We start from the raw sequence: 17,111 nt of genomic DNA on the forward strand, positions 1-17,111 counted from the left end.
GCGGCCGTGCGCTGCGTGGCAGGGCATGTTGGCTCCGTTCAGCTCGGCCCGGCCCGGCGCGCGTCAGTTCAGCGTCGTTTCGATGCGCGTGCCGCGTTTCACGAACTGCGTGACCGGCGTCTTCTCGCAGATCTCGGCGAGGCGCGCGCGCTGCGCGTCGTCGAGCGGGCCGTCGAGCGTCACGACGCGGCGCACGTATTGCTGTCCTTCGCGATCCGCATGCAGCTCGGTGCGCACGTCGATGCGCGCGGCCGGCCACGTCTTGCGCTGCATGTACATGCGCAGCGTCGCGGCCGTGCATTGCGCGAGGCCGGCCAGCACCAGTTCGAACGGCGCCGGCCCCACGCCCTGGCCGCCTTCGCGCGGCGCCTCGTCGCCGGTCAGCGCATGCGTGCCGGCTTGCAACTGGACGACGTAGTCAGGGGCGTCAGCGGCGAGCGTGGCGGCAGCGTGGATGAGCGACATGGCGAGTCTCCAAAGATCGGGATGGGAACGGCCGCGACGCGGCGCGGCAAAGGGCTCGTCAGCATACCGTCTCAGCCGACATCGCGTGCGCAGCGTGCTGCGGGGAGAGCGGGTCGCGATCGCCGGGGGCGTCGAGTGCTGTGGGCGTATCGGGACATCGAGCACATCGGAGACATCGGAGGCGTCGGAGGCGTCGAGCACATCGACCGCATCAGCGTATCAAGCACATCAACCGCATCGAGCACACCGGACACATCAAAAGCACTGACCGCGTCAACCGCCCAAGCAGCGGCACGCAGCGCCACGCACCGCTACACAGCACCCCCCGCAATTTCCCGCACCAACCCCGCGACCCGCGCGCGCACCCACTGATGCGCCCGGTCGGTCTCGCGCGATTCGTGCCAGTACGCGAGCAGCGGAAACGGCTTGAGCCGCAGCGGCAGCGGCTGCACCGCGATCGGCAGCATGGTCGCGATGCGCAGCGCATACGTGCGCGGCAGCGTCAGCAGCAGGTCGCCGGCCGCCGCGATCTGGCACGCGGCGAAGTAGTGCTGGCAAATCAGCTGGATGTGACGGAAGCGCCCGTCGTTGCCGAGCAGCACGTCGAGCGATTGCGGCTCTCCGAGCGACGACACCGCGACGTGCCGCGCCGCGAAGTAGTCGCTGCGCCGCAGCGGCCCGCGCATCAGCGGATGATCGTGCCGCATCGCGACGACGAGCGAGTCGTCGAGCAGATGCTCGGTCGCGATGCGCGGGCCGGTCTGCACGCGGCGATCGACGACCAGATCGAGATTGCCCGACGCGAGTTCGCGTTCGATCTCCGACAGCGCGACGCGGCGGCTCACGAACCGCAGGCCCGGCGCGTCGCTCGCGAACGCCGCGACGATTTGCGGCAGCGCGATCGATTCGAGCACGTCGCGAATGCCGATCGCGATGCTCAGCTCGAGCGTCGCCGGATCGAACGCCGACGGATCGCGCGCCGCGCGCTGCAGGCCCGCGACGTGCAGTTGCACGTCGGCGATGACCGCGCGCGTGCGTTCGGTCGGCACGACGCGGTTGCCCTGCCGCACGAACAGCGGATCGTCGAAATGCGCGCGCAACCGGTTCAGCGCGTGCGTGACGGCCGGCTGCGTCAGGTGCAACGCACGCGCGGCCGCGCCGATCCCGCCATGCACGTAGACGGCGTCGAGCACGCGGAACAGGTTCAGGTCGAGACGATGATCGGCGGGCAAGGACGAACTCGGCGAAGAGGGCGGTGCAGCGATTCTAAAGGATGCGGCGGCAACCCAAGCGCACCCGCGCATGCGCCGGCCGGCCCGGCGGCGCGCCGTTTGCCGCGCCGTCACGCGGCACAGCCTGTATCAATCCGCCATCATGATGTCGCGGTCGGCCACCGGCGCGCGGGAATCGGATCGTTCGGCTACGATGCCGTCGCTTCATATTTCGAGATAGCCGTCCTGTCGCACGCATCCACACCAAATATAAGCCTGACAGTTCGACGGTATCGGCAGAAGTCGAAACAGTCCGGGGGCCTTGCCAGTGCAAGCAGCAGATCAGCGGTGCGTAGTTGTCTATTTGAGTACGGGGTTTTCGTTGGCGCAGGCCGCGCGTCTCGGCGAGGCTTTCAATCTGGCGAATCGCCTGCAGCCGCTCGGCGCGGATTATGAGGTGAAGTACGTGTCCGAAAGCGGCGGGTTGCTGGAGTCGTCGTCCGGCGTGCGGATCGCCGCTGATGCATTCGACGACGAGCACGGCCGCAGCGCGTATGCATTCCTGCATCTTCATGGCGAGCGCGTGACGGTTAATTGGGACACCGCCTTGCAGCAGCGCCTCGGCGACGTTCGTCGCCAGGCGCGCTGGATCGCCGACGCGGTCGATCTGCCGGGCCTCGCCGCGGCGCCGCCGCTCATGCACGCGGCGCGCGCGCAGGCGGCCGACGGCACGCGCCGGCCGGCCGCGACGATCGAGCCGCCGGCCGGCGCCGTCGACGTGTTCGCGGTCGTGCTCGACATGTTCCGCGCCGATCTCGGCGACGGCGCCGCGCAGCAGATTGCCGACAACTTCATGCGTCCGGTCGAGCAACGCTATACGCAGTCGATGTGGGCGTACCGCGAACTGAGCGCGAGCCCGTCGATCCGGATGTCCGCGCAACGGCTGCGCACGCTCAGCGCGAACCGCATCTCGATCGCCGACGTCGCCCGCACGGCCGCGATGAGCGAACGCAACTTCCTGCGGCGCTTCAAGCGGGAAATCGGCGTGACGCCGACCGAGTTCGTGCAGCACGTGCGGCTCGAGCGCGCGTGCCACATGCTGGTCCATACGACGCTGCCCGCCGACAAGGTCGCGCGCCGCACCGGGTTCGGCAGCGGCGAGCGTCTGGCGAAACTGTTTCGTCAGCGGCTGCTGGTGTCGCCGACCGAATTCCGCATCGCGGAGCGCGAGCGGCTGCTGATCGACGGCGCGCAGCAGCCCGAGGCGCGCACCGCATCCCGGCCCGCGCCGGCGGCCGGCGACTGGGCCGGCCCGGCGGCGCGCGCACACCTGCGGTAAAAAGCGGGGGGTGACCGTAAAATGGCCGGATTGCCCATCCGATCGCCCGTGTCCATGCCCTTGCTTCCCACCACCGCCACCGCCCCGTTCTGTCCGTCGGAAGTAAAGGGCAGCATCACGATCGACGCGCGCGCGTCGCGCTGGATGAAGTTCAAGCGCTTCTTCGGCCCGGGCCTGCTGGTGGCGATCGGCTACATGGACCCCGGCAACTGGGCCACCGACATCCAGGCCGGCTCGCAGTTCGGCTATTCGCTGCTGTGGGTCGTCGCGTTCTCGAGTCTCGCCGCGATCTTCCTGCAGATGCTGGCCGCGCGGCTCGGTCTGGTCGCCGGCAAGGATCTCGCGCAGGCGAGCTACGACCGCTACGGCCGCGTCGGCCGCCTCGTGCAGTGGCTGACCGCCGAGGTGTCGATCATCGCGTGCGACATCGCCGAAGTGCTCGGCTGCGCGCTCGCGTTCAAGCTGCTGCTCGGCGTGCCGCTCGCGTGGGGGATCGTGCTGACCGCGCTCGACACGATGATCGTCCTCGGACTGCAGGGCAAGGGCGTGCGCCAGATCGAGGCGATCGTGCTCGGGCTCATCTCGACGATGGCGTTCTGCTTCGTCGCGCAGGTCGCCATCACGCCGCCCGACTGGCATGCGGTCGCGAAGGGGTTGGTGCCGGGCAACCCCGGCCACGACAGCAAGGACGCGATCGTGCTCGCGCTCGGCATCGTCGGCGCGACGATCATGCCGCACAACCTCTATCTGCATTCGTCGGTCGTGCAGACGCGCCACGTGGTCGGCGGCGCGCGCGGGCTGATCCGCGACACGCTCGCGCTGGTGCGCATCGACACCTGCGTGTCGCTGTTCGTCGCGATGCTCGTCAACGCGGCGATCCTGATCGTCGCGGGCGCGGCGTTCCATGCGACCGGCCAGCACAACGTGACCGACATCGAGCAGGCCTACCGGCTGATCACGCCGATCGCGGGCGGCGCGGCCGCGCTGCTGTTCGGCATCGCGCTGCTGGCATCCGGGCAAAGCTCGACGCTCACCGGCACGATCGCCGGCCAGGTCATCATGGACGGCTTCCTGCACACGAAGATCCCGTGCTACCAGCGGCGTCTGATCACCCGCGGGCTCGCGCTGGTGCCCGCGTTGATCGGCGTGCTGTGGCTCGGCGACGGGTCGGTCGGGCAGCTGCTCGTATGGAGCCAGGTCGTGCTGAGCCTCCAGTTGCCGTTCGCGATGTGGCCGCTGATCCGCTCGGTCAGCGATCGCGGCACGATGGGCGAGCATGCGATCGGCCGCGGGATGCAGGCGCTCGCGTGGGCGCTGTTCGCCGTCATCGGCGGCACGAATCTGCTGCTGATCACCGGCGTCGCAAGCTGATACAGCCTGTCACAGGCTGAAACGGCCGCGCTGTGTGCATGCGTTAAACTGCGGCCTTTCGCTAGCCGTTCGATGTCCATCATGTGGAGTGAAATCAGCAACATCGGCGACGCCGCGCTGACCCTGCCGGTCGCGCTGACCTGCGCTATCTGGCTCGCACTGTCCGACTGGCGGCTCGCGGTGCGCTGGGTCGCGCTGCTCGCGGCCGGCATGAGCGTGGTCGGCGCGACCAAGATCCTCTATGCGGGGTGCGGCATCGAGATCCCGCAGTTCGATTTTCGTGTGATCAGCGGCCATACGATGCTGTCGACCTCGGTGTGGACGGTCGCGCTGTCGACGTTATGGCATGGGTTTCGCGCCGGCAAGGCGCCCGGCGTCGCGGCCGGGCTGGCCGTCGGCGCGGTGACGGCGATCGCGCGCGTGCTCGATCATTCGCATACCGTTCCGGAAGTCGTCGCCGGCTGGCTGCTCGGCGCGGCAGTCGCGCTGGCCTTTCTGCGCGCATACGGCGACGCGCAACCGCGCGCGTTCTCGCCGCGCATTGCGGCCGTCAGCCTGCTGCTCGTGTCCAGCATCGCGTACGGGCACCGCGCGCCGTTCCAGCAGATGATCGACACCCATTCCCCGCAGTTCTGCGCTTTCGTGCGCGGCGCCGGCAACGGCGCCTGACGCGCGCGGCCGGCGCGGCGCGTCGGTCGCCGATGCCGCCGCGCGCGTGGCGCGGTCGCGCTGCAACGCCTGCTTCCTCCTCGCCTTGCCATTTCGTCGTCGACGGCCCGCGTGCGTGCGCCAGCGCCGTGCGCGGCGACCTGTCGCGCGCGCCGGCCAGGGGCGCGGCGCTCATCAATCCCGTCGATGACCGGGTATTACGAATATTCATTTCATCGATCGGCGGCGATCGCGTACGCTGGCGTTCGATCGAGCGGTGCCGGCAGCGACGGGCGGGCGCGTCGCTGCGGGCGGCGATGAAGCTGCATCGGCAGGCGATCGCGCGTGGCATCAGCTTCACGCCGAGCGCCGCGTGCGCGTGAAATTCGGGCATCCCCGGCGCGGCCGGTTGCGCCGGACAGTTCGTCCGACGCCGCCACGCGGGCTCGCTATACTCGCACACCGCGCGAGCGCCGACAGGCGCGCGGCAGCCGCCGTCGCGGCCCATCACGATAGGAGCAGGTTCCATGACAGTCGTTTCTTCACGCCTCGCAGGCAAGCGTGCCTTCATCACGGGCGCCGCGGGCGGGCTCGGCCGCGCGATCGCGCGCCGGATGGTCGAGCAGGGCGCGCGCGTATTCCTGACCGACATCGCCGACGCCACGGCGCTCGATGCGTTCGCGGCCGAGCTGAACGCCGCGCACGCGGCGCCGGTCGCGTTCGCCGCGACGCAGGACGTGCGCGACGAGGCGCGCTGGCAGGCGCTGCTCGCGCAGGCCGACGAGGCGCTGGGCGGCCTGTCGGTGCTGGTCAACAACGCGGGCGTCGGATCGATCGGCGCGCCGACGCAGATCGCGCTCGACGAGTGGCGGCGCGTGATGGCGATCAACGTCGAGAGCATCGTGCTCGGCTGCAAGCACGCGCTGCCGTACCTCGGTGCGAGCGGCGCGGCGTCGATCATCAACATCTCGTCGGTGGCCGCGTTCAAGGTCGAGCCGGACTTCACCGCGTACAACGCGTCGAAGGCCGCGGTCGCGTCGCTGACGAAGTCGGTCGCGATCGATTGCGCGCGCCGGGAACTCGACGTGCGCTGCAACTCGATTCACCCGGCGTTCATTCGCACCGGCATCGTCGAGCCGCTGTTCCAGTCGCTCGGCGAGCGCGACGCGACGCGCAAACTCGCACGCGGCATCCCGCTGCGCCGCCTCGGCGAGCCGGACGACGTCGCGCATGCGGCCGTCTATCTGGCGTCCGACGAGAGCCGCTTCATGACGGCCGCCGAGCTCGTGCTCGACGGCGGCATGTGCGCGGTGTGACGCGCACCGACCAACCATTACCGGAGGAGAACCTCGTGTCGACACTCGTGAACCGTCAGCTGCTGTTGAAGACGCGCCCCGAAGCGCGCGTCGGCCGCGAACATTTTTCGCTGGTCGAAACACCCGTCGCCGCGCTCGCCGACGGCGAAGTGCTGGTGCGCGTGCTGTATCTGTCGATGGACCCGACCAACCGCGTGTGGATGAGCGACGTGCCGCAATACCTGCCGCCGGTCGCGATCGGCGAGGTGATGCGCGCGCTCGGCATCGGCCGCGTGGTCGCGTCGCGCCATGCGGATTTCGCGGAAGGCGATCTGGTGCAGGGGCTCGTCGGCTGGCAGGACTATGCGCGCGTGCCGGCCGATCAGGCCGCGCAGCTCGTCAAGCTGCCCGCGCAGTCGGGCCTGCCGTTGCCGACGCTGCTCGGCGCGTGCGGGATGAGCGGCCTGACCGCGTACTACGGGCTGACCGAGATCGCGCCCGTGCAGCCGGGCGAAACGCTGGTGGTGTCGGCGGCGGCCGGATCGGTCGGCTCGATCGCCGGCCAGATCGGCAAGATCCACGGCGCGCGCGTCGTCGGCATTGCGGGCGGCGCGGACAAATGTCGCTACCTGACCGACACGCTCGGGTTCGACGCTGCCGTCGACTACAAGGCCGACGACTTCCGCGAGCAGTTGAAGGCCGCCACGCCGGACGGCGTGCACGTGAACTTCGAGAACGTCGGCGGCGACGTGATGCGCGCGGTGTTGTCGCGGATGGTGATCGGCGGCCGCGTCGCGCTGTGCGGCGTGATCTCGACCTACAACAGCGGGCGCGCGGCCGACGACGTCGGCGTGCTGATCTCCAAGCGGCTGACGATGCGCGGCTTCCTGATCCTCGACTACCGCAAGAGCCGCGAAGCGGTGCAGACGCTCGCCGGATGGCTGCGCGACGGCCGGCTCAAGGCCGAGGAAACCGTCGCCGACGGGCTCGAAAACGCGCCCGACGTATTGAACCGGCTGTTCGACGGCGACCATCGCGGCAAGCTCGTGCTGCGCGTCGATCCGCAGGCGTGACGCGCAGCGTGCGTGCGTAACGGCGTCGTGTCAGCCGTTGCGCGGAACTTCGCTGCGGCTGCTGTGGGTGACGTTGGTGTGTTGGCGAACGAGGCGGCGTGACGTGCGCGTCACGCCGTTTTTTTTCGACTTCGAGCGGGAAAGCGGGGGAGCCGGACGATCACGCACGTACGCCCGGCGTTATCGCTTGTGTCAGCGCTGCGCGCGTCGACCGGTGGCGCAGCCGGGCGCATCGTATCGGCTCGTATGGCCGAGCGGCGCCGACGACGGCTGCCGGCTCGCGACGACCGGCGCGCACCGCGTCATTCCCCCTGTTCGGCGCGTGCGTAGATGTCCCAGCTGGCCATGAACAGCGCGGCGACCAGCGGCCCGATCACGAAGCCGTTGATGCCGAACAGCGCCATCCCGCCGAGCGTCGAGATCAGCACGACCCAGTCGGGCATCTTCGTGTCCTTGCCGACGAGGATCGGGCGCAGCAGGTTGTCGACGAGGCCGATCACGCCGACGCAGAACCCGACCAGGATCACGCATTTCCACACCGCGCCGGTCGCGAGGAAATAAAGCGCGGCCGGCACCCACACGAGGCTCGCGCCGATCGCCGGCAGCAGCGACAGGAACGCCATCAGCGCGCCCCACAGCACGACGCCCTCGATCCCGAGGATCCAGAAGATCAGCCCGCCGAGCGCGCCCTGCACCAGCGCGACCGCGATGTTGCCCTTCACGGTCGCGCGCACGACCGTGGTGAACTTCGCGAGCAGCAGGTTCTTGTGCTCCTCGTCGAGCGGCAGCGCGCGCCGCACGCGGCGGCCGATTTCACCGCCGTCGCGCAGCAGGAAGAACACCATGTACAGCATCACGCCGAAGCTGACGACGAACTGGAACGTGTTCTGGCCGATGCTGAGCGCCTGCGTCGCCGCGAACTGGCTGATCTGCGCGGCGCCGTCGGTCAGCTTCTTCTGGATGCCGGGGACGTTGGTGAGCCCGTATTTCTGCAACAGGTGCTGGATCGACGTCGGCAGCGCCTGAATGATGTCGTGCACGTACTTCGAATAGTTCGGCGGCGCGTCCTTCAGCTCCTGGTACACGTACGCGATTTCCTGCACGAGCGTCCCGGCGACGAACACGAGCGGCAGGATCACGATCAGGATGATCAGCGACAACGTGAGCAGCGCGGCGAGGTTGCGCCGCTTGCCGAAGCGCGCGGCGAGCCAGCGCTGCACCGGCTGGAACAGGATCGCGAGAATGGTGCCCCAGAACACCGCGCCGGAGAACGGCGCGAGGATCCAGCAGAGTCCGACGGTGACCGCGAACAGCAGGAAGTAGAAGAATTTTTGGTGATCGTGTCCGCTGTCCATGGATGGTTCGCGCAGATTGATGCCTGGTTTGATTGAATCTCGTTGCCTCGGGCGCGATCGGCTCGCGAACGTCACGGTTCACGGCGACGCGCACCGCACGGCGGCCCGGATCGCAGTATGCCCGCAAAGGGGGCCGCGTCATAGCCGCTGCGCGGCGCGCACACGAAAACGCCGCGGCACGGGCCGCGGCGTTGCTGGGCAGCGGGCGCGGCGGCGCCGCGCCGGAGCGTCAGATGTGGAGCCTGGTGATCTTGGTGCCGTTCACCGACAGGTCGCCCATCAGGCCGGCGTTCGTCAGTACCAGCACCTCGACCGGGGCGGTGGCCGTATTGGTGTCGACCGCGCCGTTCGCACCGACCTTCACGACCGCAACCGACGCATCGGCGCCGGCCGACCAGCCTTCCGACTTGCGGAACGTGTCGAGCGCATCCTGCGTCATGAACAGGAACACGATCGCCTTCGACTGCGCGCCGGCCTGCAGCCCGACCGACAGCGACGACGTGTTGTAGTAGCCGACGGTGCTGCCGCCGACGCGCAGCGCGCCGTTGCCGGACTGGCCGCCGACGATGAAGCCGGCCTGCAGCACGTTCGGGAACACCAGCACGCCGCGCGCCTTCGACACGAGATCGCGGGAGCCGGGCACCGTCGAATAGAGGCGCGACAGCGTCGCATTCACGCTCGCGTCGATCGACTCGCGTTTCGACGCGCTGGCCGAGGCATTGTCGGGTCGGTCGGGGGTGGTCGTGCAACCGGCAAGGGCGAGACTGCCGAGCATCACGGCGGTGGCGGCTTTCAGTGCGAGGGACTTCTGCATGGCGATTCTCCTTCGTTGTCGGGTTGAGGACGAGCGGGGCGAGCGGCCCGGTTCAGCGGCGGGCAAGGAGCAGGCCTACGACGAATGCGAGGCCGCCGACGACGCCGGCCGTCTGCCACGGGTTGTCGTGGACGACCTGCGCCATGCGTTCGGCCGATTCGCGCAACCGGACGGCTGCGTTGCCCGACGCGTAGTCGAGCGTGCTGCGCGCTTCGTCGAGCCGCGCCTGGACGCGCTTGCGCAGCGCCGCGATATCGCCGTCGCCGTCGTTCTTCAGCAGATCTTCGAGTTCGTCGACGAGGCTGCGCAGGTCGTCGGTGACGTCCTCGTGCAGGTCGCGAGCAGCCGAACGGGTGCTGCGTCCGACGCGCCGGCCGGTGCGTCGGAGCTCGGACAGCCCGCGGTCGAGCTTGTGTTCGATCGAGTCGGTGAGCGCCATGGTGTTTATCCTCCTTCGATTTGATTTACACGCCACTTTGAAGATAAGACGAAACCCAGCATCCAATGAGATTCATATCGTCCGCCTGAGTTTCGATACAAATTTTCAATTCGTCGGCGCGCTTCCCTGAGCGCCTTGCGCCACGCGGGCGGGACGGCGGTTAAAAAATGTCGCGATCGGTCGCGGCGGCGTAGCGGACGTCAGCGATGAAGCGATCGTCCGGTAAATATGGCCCGCCGCGATGGACCCGGTAAATAGTGCCGTTGCACGCATGGTGCTGATGCAATTGCACTAATCGACGCTGATGCGTGCAGCAGGTTGCGTGCCTGCTGTTGGGGGGGCCGCTGTGCCACGGCCCGTGGCGCGTAACGCGTGGTCGCGCGCTGCCGTTCGTTGTGCAGGCGTGCGTAACGCGTCGCTCGTTGCGTGCCGGTTTTGTAATCCGGGCAAGGCCGGCGATGCAACGGCAGAATGCGCGCGCGGAGAGCGGGCTGGCCGGTGGGGGCGTCGCACGGGCGGCGTGTCGAGTAGTGCGCATCACGTCGATCCGTTTGCCGCAGCAAAATCCGGACGCCAGCCACGCCGGTTGAAGGCAAAATCGCTTGCAGCGTGAGAAATCGCCATTGGAGCCGCGCCGGTCGCCGCGCGCGGCAGCGGCTGCTACGCTTTGCATCCGCCGCGTCATTCCGGCCCGCGCGTTCAATACTGCGTACGGCCGCCACGGGAGAGCACGATGTCCTACATGCTGTTGATAGTCGAACCGACCGACCAGCGTGCCGAACGCACGCTCGAGGAAGGGCAGGCGCTATATGCGCGGATGGTGGAGTTCGCCGGCACGCTGCAAGCGCGCGGCGTGTTGCGCGGCGTCGAGTCGCTCGAGCGTTCCGAGCGCGCGACGCGTGTGCAGGTGCGCGACGGCGACACGCGCCTGATCGACGGCCCGTTCGCCGAGGCGAAGGAAATGATCGGCGGCTTCTTCCTCGTCGACGTCGACACGCGCGACGAAGCGATCGAGATCGCGCGCCAGTGCCCGGCCGCCCAATGGTGCACGGTCGAGGTACGCGCGGTAGGCCCGTGCTTCCTGTGACGAGCGCCGCGTCGGTATTTACCCTGATTCGGCGTGGAGCACGTCGATCCGTCCGCGTGCGGCGCGTCGTAGGGTCACGGCGCCGATGAACGGCTGCCTTTTCCACCGATGACAAGGAGCGAGCGATGCGATTCATGATCATGATCCGGGCGACCGCCGTGAGCGAGTCCGACGCGTTGCCGGACGACCGGCTGGTCGAGGCGATGACGGTCTATCACGAGGAACTGGCGAAGGCCGGCGTGCTGCTCGATGCGAACGGCCTGCGGCCGAGCGCGAGCGGCTGGCGTGTGCGGTACAGCGGCGGCAAGGGCACGGTGGTCGACGGCCCGTTCGCGGAAACGAAGGAACTGATCGCCGGCTACACGCTGATCCAGGTGCGTTCGCGCGACGAAGCGCTCGAGTGGACGCGGCGGTTTCCGGCGCCGTTCGGTGCGGAAATGGACTGCGAGATCGAGGTGCGTCCGCTGTTCGAACTCGACGACCTGACGCCGAGCGACGCGGTCGAACGGTTCCGCGAGCTGAACGTCGGGCACGGCCGCGGCGTTTGATTCCACGTCGTCGGGTGATCGCTATGGACGACATGACCTTCATCGCTTCGTCGGCGGCGCGGGGCGCTGGCGCGGCGGCGTTCGATGGTGCGTTCGGTTGCGTGTCGGGCGCTGGGGGCTTGGGGGCTCCGAAGGCAGTGCTGACCATGAGGACTGCGAGGAGCGTGAGGACAGTGCCGACCGCATGGACCGTGAGGACCACGGCTACCCCGGCGACTACGGCAACTACGGCGACCACGGCGACCACGGCGACCACGGCGACCACGGCGGCCATCGCCACCATCGCGACCATCGAGGCCATCGCGCCCCGGCCACCCACCCCCGCCCAGGGGCCCTCGGCGTGACCCGCGAGGCGACCGATCGTGCGATCGAGGCCGTGTGGCGAATCGAGGCGCCGAAGATCATCGCGCGCGCCGCGCGGGTGGTGCGCGACCTCGGCGTGGCCGAGGAACTCGCCCAGGACACGCTCGTCGCGGCGCTCGAGCACTGGCCGGTCGACGGCGTGCCCGACAATCCGGCCGCGTGGCTGATGACCGCCGTGAAGCGCCGTGCGCTCGACCGCGTGCGCCAGGAGTCGCTGCACGCGGCCAAGCGCGATCAGCTCGGTCACGAAATGGACGCGCTCGAAGCGCACGTCGTGCCGGATATCGCCGACGCGCGCGCGGACGACATCGGCGACGACCTGCTGCGACTGATCTTCACGTCGTGCCATCCGGTGCTGTCGGCCGATGCGCGCGTCGCGCTGACCTTGCGGCTGCTCGGCGGGCTGACCACCGGCGAGATCGCGCGCGCGTTCCTGTCGCCGGAGCCGACGATCGCGCAGCGCATCGTGCGTGCGAAGCGCACGCTCGCGGCGGCGCGCGTGCCGTTCGAGGTGCCGGCCGCCGAGGCGCGGCCCGCGCGGCTCGCGTCGGTGCTCGAAGTGCTCTATCTGATCTTCAACGAAGGCCATGCGGCGACCGCCGGCGACGACTGGACGCGCCCCGCGCTGTGCGACGAGGCGTTGCGTCTCGGCCGCGTGCTGGCCGGGCTGATGCCCGATGAAAGCGAGGTGCTCGGGCTGCTCGCGCTGATGGAGTTGCAGGCGTCGCGCATGCACGCGCGCACCGATGCCGACGGGCGGCCCGTGCTGCTGCTCGATCAGGACCGCAGCCGCTGGGATCCGCTGCTGATCCGCCGCGGCCTGGCGGCGCTCGAGCGGGCGACGAAGCTCGGCGGTGTGCGCGGGCCGTATGCGCTGCAGGCCGCGTTGGCGGCCTGCCATGCGCGTGCGCACACCGCAGCGGACACCGACTGGGCGCAGATCGTCGCGCTGTACGACGCACTCGCCGAAGTCGCGCCTTCGCCGGTCGTCGCGCTCAATCGCGCGGTAGCGGTCGGGATGGCGTTCGGACCGGCCGCCGCACTGGAGCTCGTCGATGCGCTGCGCGACGACCCGGCGCTCGCACGCTATCACTGGCTGCCGAGCGTACGCGGCGACCTGCTCGCGAAGCTCGGCCGCGCCGACGAGGCGAAGGTCGAATTCCGGCGCGCCGCTGAGTTGACGCGCAATGCGCGTGAAAGGGAATTGCTGCTCGGACGCGCGGCGGATGCATGACTTGCGGTGGCGCGTGCCGCAGGTCGTGCACGCGGTTCCGCCGCGCATGGCTGCGGCCAGCGAGCAACAGCGGATGACAGGCGAAGCTGCGCGCGACATTCTGACGTTCCATCCGGGACGTCCGTACGCAACGTCAACTGCGCTATGCCGCCGCTCGCGCCGTGCGATCCCGTCGGCGTCGCGGCGAAGCGGGCTGCAAGCATGGCGCTGTCGAAGCGCTTGCGCGCGCAACGGCATGGTGCCGCGCGCAGGCCGACGCATGACGCATATGTATATGTATTAGCTGCCGGTGACGTTCCGATCGACGCCGCGATGCGTGCGACGGGACCAGCATCGTGTCGGCCGCTGAACCATATGCTCTCGCGGCATCGCGACGTTGTGCCGAAGACTGCATTGCGTGGACCCGGCGCGAAGTGATGCCGGCTGCCGTGCGATCCGCGCGCGCATGGCTTCAACCATCTGGCTGCCGACACGCATGTCACTCATGCCCGATACGCGCATGAGCCGTGTGTTCCGCGTCCGTCCCATTCGGCATGAAGCCCCACCCGGTTGCCGGCCCGCCACCGCAATCCGGCCGCTCAATTTGCACACCAGGAAACAACATGCATTGCGCGTCAACCCCGCTTTTCACGACTCGCAGAGAAACAATAAAAAGATTGTGCGCAAAGATAATTCCATTTCGGCCAATTTGAATGATTTACCGATCCGTGAATATCTTGTTACGAATTTCTCCCTGAATTACCGATTTTGGCCGCCACGTGCCGAGTTTGTTACCGCGTCAGGGTCGGAGCACCCGCTGCGCCATACCGGGCGGACCTGTCGTATCGCCCGCACAGCCCCGCCGGACGGGGCTTCCCAGCACGCTGCATAAGGATCGATCAAAAAAATTCAAGCATAAATGGTTTGCGCATCCTTGGCAGGTTGTTTCAGTACGTAACATTAAGTCATTGTCATATTGAGATAAACCCTGAGGATGGTATGCTTCGTGCACAAAAATTCCCACATTGGAGTGAGACCGTGATTTGTGCGCCATTGCCGGGAATGGCGGCACCGTTGAAGGGCGGTGCCGCGCCGGCATGCACAACATTCGGATAAACATAATGTGCAACCGGGCCGCCGCGTCGCGCGATGCGTGACGCGGCGGCGACAATCGCAGCCCCGGCCTGGCTGCGTGGAGAGATCTACTATGTTCTTCGATGAGCTTACCGATGAAGAGTGGTTTCGTCTTTCGACGCTGATTGCCGATGAACCGATCCGGCTGAACCGCCGAGGCCGCCCGCGTGCCGAACCGCGCGTCGTTGCCAACGCGGTCCTGTGGATCCTGACGACGGGCGAGGCATGGTCCAAACTTCCCGGGCGCTATCCGTCCGGGCCGACGTGCCGTCGCCGCTATGAGGAGTGGCTCGCCAACGGCACGCTGCTTCAGATGATCGACGTGCTGACGCAGTTCAGCGGGCGCACGTTCGCCTACGTGCCGCCGCCGCCCGCGCCCGCCGCGCCGGCATCGCGCGCAGAGCCCGTGCAGGACAACGACCGCCTGCGCGGCGTGTTCTGGCAAAACCCCGAATCGTGGCAACTACCGGTTGCGCGCGCAAACGTTTGGGATGGTGAAGGTGCGACGGCGCTGGCCACGATGTCGAGCGACGCCGCCGTCGAATCGGCGCGTGCGTCCGCATCGCCGTTCACCGTGCCGGGCGCACGCCCGGCCGGGCTGCGTCAGGGCCGGCCGTCCGCCGCGAGCTTCGCGTCGGCCGAGCCGCAAGTCGACGAGTATCGCGGCTATACGATCTACGGCAGCGCGCAGCCGGTGCAGAACCTGATGTATCGCGCGTGGGCCGAGATCACGCAGGACGGCCGTCGCGTCGAGCGCTCGGGCCTGATCGGTCCGCGTTTCACCGATGCGGACGAAGCCGAGCAGTACGCGCTCGACTGGGCGCGCCAGTGGATCGATCGCCACGGCGCGAGCGACGAGCCCGTGCACGCACCGCAAGGCGAAGTGCTGGCCGGCCTGTCCGCGCTCGCGCGCGCGGAGTCGGACATCAAGCGCTTCATCGCCGAGCGTCGCGGCGCCGCGCTGGCCGAAGGCCGCAACGATCCCGTGCAGCCCGATCGCCGCGAGTACGCGTACCGCGTGGGTTGATCGCGGTCTTGACGAAAAAGCGGGCGCCGTGTGTCACACGGCGCCCGCTTTTTTTGTGGTCCTCGAGCGCAACGTTGCCTGCCGGGCGCGCCATTGAAGCGAAGCCGCGCGCCCGGCATGCGTTGCTTCATTGGCGTCCGTAGGTATCGTCGAAGCGGACGATGTCGTCCTCGCCGAGATACGCGCCCGACTGGACTTCGATCAGTTCGAGCGGCATCTTGCCGGGGTTCTCGAGCCGGTGCGACACGCCGAGCGGAATGTAGGTCGATTCGTTTTCGGAGAGCAGGAAGGTTTCGTCGCCGCGCGTGATGCGCGCCGTGCCGCGCACGACGATCCAGTGCTCGGCGCGGTGATGGTGCATCTGCAGCGACAGCCGCGCGCCCGGCTTCACGACGATGCGCTTGACCTGAAAGCGCTCGCCCATGTCGACCGAGTCGTAGTGGCCCCACGGCCGATGAACCTTGCGATGGTCGGTCGCTTCCGCGCCGCGTTCGGCCTTGATGCGGCCGACGATCTTCTTCACGTCCTGCACGCGCGATTTGTCCGCGACGAGCACCGCGTCGGGCGTCTCGACGACGACCAGATTCTGCGTGCCGACACAGGCGACCAAGCGGCTCTCCGCATGCGCGAACGTCGAGTCGGCGTTCTCGAACAGCACGTGGCCGCGGCCGACGTTGCCGGCGTCGTCCTTCGGCAGGATTTGCCAGATCGCGTCCCACGAGCCGACGTCCGACCAGCCCGCGTCGAGCGGCACGACCACGCTCTCGCACAGCTGCGGCTGGCTCGCGAGCGGCTCCATCACCGCGTAGTCGATCGAGTTCGACGGCGACGCGGCGAACGCGTCGCGATCGACGCGGAAGAAGTCGCCGTCCTGCTTGCCGTTCGCAACCGCCTGTTCGCAGGCCGCATGGATCTCGGGCTCGAGCCGGCGGATCGCGTCGAGCCACACCGACGCGCGCACGATGAAGATCCCGCTGTTCCACCAGTATTCGCCCGATTCGACGTACTGCCGCGCGAGTTCGAGATGCGGCTTCTCGACGAAGCGGTCGAGGCGGCGCACGTCCAGCCCGCCGGTGGCCGCATCGCCGAGCGGCGCGCCGACGCGGATGTAGCCGTAGCCCGTCTCCGCGCGCGCCGGCACGATCCCCATCGTCGCGATCTTGCCTTGCGCCGCGCAATGCACGCCGGCCGCGACGGCCGCATGAAAGCGCGTGCGGTCCGCGACGGCGTGGTCGGCGGGCATCACCGTCATCACCGCATCGCTGCCGTCGGCGACGATGCGCAGCGCGGCGAGCGTCAGCGCCGGCGCGGTATCGCGGCCGAGCGGCTCGAGCATGATCGACGCGCGCTTGCCGGTCACGCGCAACTGCTCGGCGGTCGTGAAGCGATGATCCTCGCCGCACACGATCAGCACGTCGTCGTTGACCGGATGCGACGCGGCCAGACCGTCGAGGCGCAGCGCGGTGGATTGCAGCAGCGAATGATCGCCGAGCAGGCCGATCAGCTGCTTCGGATAGTGCTCGCGCGACATCGGCCACAGGCGCGTGCCGGAACCGCCGGCGAGAATCACCGGCTGCACCGCGACGCGCAGTGCGGCGTCGGTTGCGGCGGAACTGGGGGGCGTATCGGCTGCCACTGCTGCCACGGCCGGAGCATTCATGATGACACTCTCCTCGATTAGAGTCAGTGCCCGTTTGTAGCATGAAGTAAATCGACAATAAAACCGGCG

At 68.4% G+C, this 17,111-nt stretch carries 17 protein-coding genes; 11 read left to right on the forward strand and 6 right to left on the reverse strand.

The genetic code is table 11. The annotated features are described in order from the left end of the window. Positions 1-63: 63 nt before the first annotated feature. Together EX20_RS23860 and EX20_RS23865 are read right to left on the reverse strand one after the other, a co-directional pair. A complete protein-coding gene (locus EX20_RS23860; RefSeq protein WP_014724598.1) occupies positions 64-465 on the reverse strand; it encodes an OsmC family protein in 402 nt (133 codons plus the stop codon). A 311-nt stretch (positions 466-776) separates the two neighbouring features. Continuing rightward, positions 777-1,697 (reverse strand): LysR family transcriptional regulator, encoded by a 921-nt coding sequence (locus EX20_RS23865; RefSeq protein ID WP_014724599.1) that lies wholly within the window; start codon positions 1,695-1,697, stop codon positions 777-779. A gap of 436 nt (positions 1,698-2,133) precedes the next feature. Between EX20_RS23865 and EX20_RS23870 the strand changes: the two genes are divergently transcribed. The 6 genes from EX20_RS23870 (at position 2,134) to EX20_RS23895 (ending at position 7,402) form a co-directional block, all read left to right on the forward strand. Beyond that, positions 2,134-3,015, forward strand: coding sequence for a helix-turn-helix domain-containing protein (locus tag EX20_RS23870; protein WP_231572288.1), 882 nt, complete (start codon positions 2,134-2,136; stop codon positions 3,013-3,015). A 54-nt stretch (positions 3,016-3,069) separates the two neighbouring features. Then, entirely contained in the window at positions 3,070-4,386 is a 1,317-nt protein-coding gene (locus EX20_RS23875) for an Nramp family divalent metal transporter (protein WP_034194958.1), read from the forward strand. Between the two features lie 81 nt (positions 4,387-4,467). Further along, positions 4,468-5,055, forward strand: a complete 588-nt coding sequence (locus EX20_RS23880; protein WP_034194959.1) for a phosphatase PAP2 family protein — start codon at positions 4,468-4,470, stop codon at positions 5,053-5,055. Positions 5,056-5,183: 128 nt separating this feature from the next. Then, positions 5,184-5,417, forward strand: a complete 234-nt coding sequence (locus EX20_RS23885; protein ID WP_034194960.1) for a hypothetical protein — start codon at positions 5,184-5,186, stop codon at positions 5,415-5,417. A gap of 144 nt (positions 5,418-5,561) precedes the next feature. Continuing rightward, positions 5,562-6,350, forward strand: coding sequence for an SDR family oxidoreductase (locus tag EX20_RS23890; RefSeq protein WP_014724604.1), 789 nt, complete (start codon positions 5,562-5,564; stop codon positions 6,348-6,350). Positions 6,351-6,385: 35 nt separating this feature from the next. Beyond that, a complete protein-coding gene (locus tag EX20_RS23895) occupies positions 6,386-7,402 on the forward strand; it encodes an NADP-dependent oxidoreductase (RefSeq protein WP_014724605.1) in 1,017 nt (338 codons plus the stop codon). 302 nt (positions 7,403-7,704) lie between these two features. Here EX20_RS23895 and EX20_RS23900 read toward each other — a convergent pair whose 3' ends face one another. The 3 genes from EX20_RS23900 to EX20_RS23910 form a co-directional block, all read right to left on the reverse strand. Next, entirely contained in the window at positions 7,705-8,757 is a 1,053-nt protein-coding gene (locus tag EX20_RS23900; protein ID WP_011881522.1) for an AI-2E family transporter, read from the reverse strand. A 229-nt stretch (positions 8,758-8,986) separates the two neighbouring features. Next, positions 8,987-9,571, reverse strand: coding sequence for a BPSL1445 family SYLF domain-containing lipoprotein (locus EX20_RS23905; RefSeq protein ID WP_034194961.1), 585 nt, complete (start codon positions 9,569-9,571; stop codon positions 8,987-8,989). Between the two features lie 52 nt (positions 9,572-9,623). Then, entirely contained in the window at positions 9,624-10,010 is a 387-nt protein-coding gene (locus EX20_RS23910; RefSeq protein ID WP_034194962.1) for an ElaB/YgaM/YqjD family protein, read from the reverse strand. A 733-nt stretch (positions 10,011-10,743) separates the two neighbouring features. On the opposite strand from EX20_RS23910, the gene EX20_RS23915 reads away from it, so the two are divergent. The 5 genes from EX20_RS23915 (at position 10,744) to EX20_RS23935 (ending at position 15,382) form a co-directional block, all read left to right on the forward strand. Then, a complete protein-coding gene (locus EX20_RS23915; protein WP_011881526.1) occupies positions 10,744-11,097 on the forward strand; it encodes a YciI family protein in 354 nt (117 codons plus the stop codon). Between the two features lie 125 nt (positions 11,098-11,222). Next, positions 11,223-11,645: a YciI family protein gene (locus EX20_RS23920; RefSeq protein ID WP_011881527.1), complete on the forward strand. Its 423-nt coding sequence runs from the start codon at positions 11,223-11,225 to the stop codon at positions 11,643-11,645. Positions 11,646-11,985: 340 nt separating this feature from the next. Next, positions 11,986-13,242 carry an RNA polymerase sigma factor gene (locus EX20_RS23930; RefSeq protein ID WP_034194964.1) on the forward strand — a complete coding sequence of 419 codons (1,257 nt, stop codon included), beginning with the start codon at positions 11,986-11,988 and terminating at the stop codon, positions 13,240-13,242. Positions 13,243-13,687: 445 nt separating this feature from the next. Further along, on the forward strand, positions 13,688-14,113 hold the full coding sequence (locus tag EX20_RS32240; RefSeq protein WP_124260008.1) for a hypothetical protein: 426 nt from the start codon (positions 13,688-13,690) through the stop codon (positions 14,111-14,113). Between the two features lie 315 nt (positions 14,114-14,428). Then, entirely contained in the window at positions 14,429-15,382 is a 954-nt protein-coding gene (locus EX20_RS23935; RefSeq protein ID WP_011881531.1) for a transposase, read from the forward strand. Positions 15,383-15,509: 127 nt separating this feature from the next. On the opposite strand, the gene EX20_RS23940 is transcribed toward EX20_RS23935, so the two are convergent. Beyond that, positions 15,510-17,042 (reverse strand): mannose-1-phosphate guanylyltransferase/mannose-6-phosphate isomerase, encoded by a 1,533-nt coding sequence (locus EX20_RS23940; RefSeq protein WP_034194965.1) that lies wholly within the window; start codon positions 17,040-17,042, stop codon positions 15,510-15,512. Positions 17,043-17,111 lie beyond the last annotated feature (69 nt).

Source organism: Burkholderia sp. WP42 (assembly GCF_000745665.1).
Taxonomy (GTDB): domain Bacteria; phylum Pseudomonadota; class Gammaproteobacteria; order Burkholderiales; family Burkholderiaceae; genus Burkholderia; species Burkholderia vietnamiensis.

Excerpts from the sequence above, each read along its gene's own strand:
- EX20_RS23910 (WP_034194962.1), bottom strand. The coding sequence starts at position 10,010 with ATGGCGCTCACCGACTCGATCGAACACAAGCTCGACCGCGGGCTGTCC.
- EX20_RS23875 (WP_034194958.1), top strand. The coding sequence starts at position 3,070 with ATGCCCTTGCTTCCCACCACCGCCACCGCCCCGTTCTGTCCGTCGGAA.
- EX20_RS23915 (WP_011881526.1), top strand. The coding sequence starts at position 10,744 with ATGTCCTACATGCTGTTGATAGTCGAACCGACCGACCAGCGTGCCGAA.
- EX20_RS23900 (WP_011881522.1), bottom strand. The coding sequence starts at position 8,757 with ATGGACAGCGGACACGATCACCAAAAATTCTTCTACTTCCTGCTGTTC.
- EX20_RS23905 (WP_034194961.1), bottom strand. The coding sequence starts at position 9,571 with ATGCAGAAGTCCCTCGCACTGAAAGCCGCCACCGCCGTGATGCTCGGC.
- EX20_RS23880 (WP_034194959.1), top strand. The coding sequence starts at position 4,468 with ATGTGGAGTGAAATCAGCAACATCGGCGACGCCGCGCTGACCCTGCCG.
- EX20_RS23920 (WP_011881527.1), top strand. The coding sequence starts at position 11,223 with ATGCGATTCATGATCATGATCCGGGCGACCGCCGTGAGCGAGTCCGAC.
- EX20_RS23860 (WP_014724598.1), bottom strand. The coding sequence starts at position 465 with ATGTCGCTCATCCACGCTGCCGCCACGCTCGCCGCTGACGCCCCTGAC.
- EX20_RS32240 (WP_124260008.1), top strand. The coding sequence starts at position 13,688 with ATGGCTTCAACCATCTGGCTGCCGACACGCATGTCACTCATGCCCGAT.
- EX20_RS23890 (WP_014724604.1), top strand. The coding sequence starts at position 5,562 with ATGACAGTCGTTTCTTCACGCCTCGCAGGCAAGCGTGCCTTCATCACG.
- EX20_RS23940 (WP_034194965.1), bottom strand. The coding sequence starts at position 17,042 with ATGAATGCTCCGGCCGTGGCAGCAGTGGCAGCCGATACGCCCCCCAGT.
- EX20_RS23935 (WP_011881531.1), top strand. The coding sequence starts at position 14,429 with ATGTTCTTCGATGAGCTTACCGATGAAGAGTGGTTTCGTCTTTCGACG.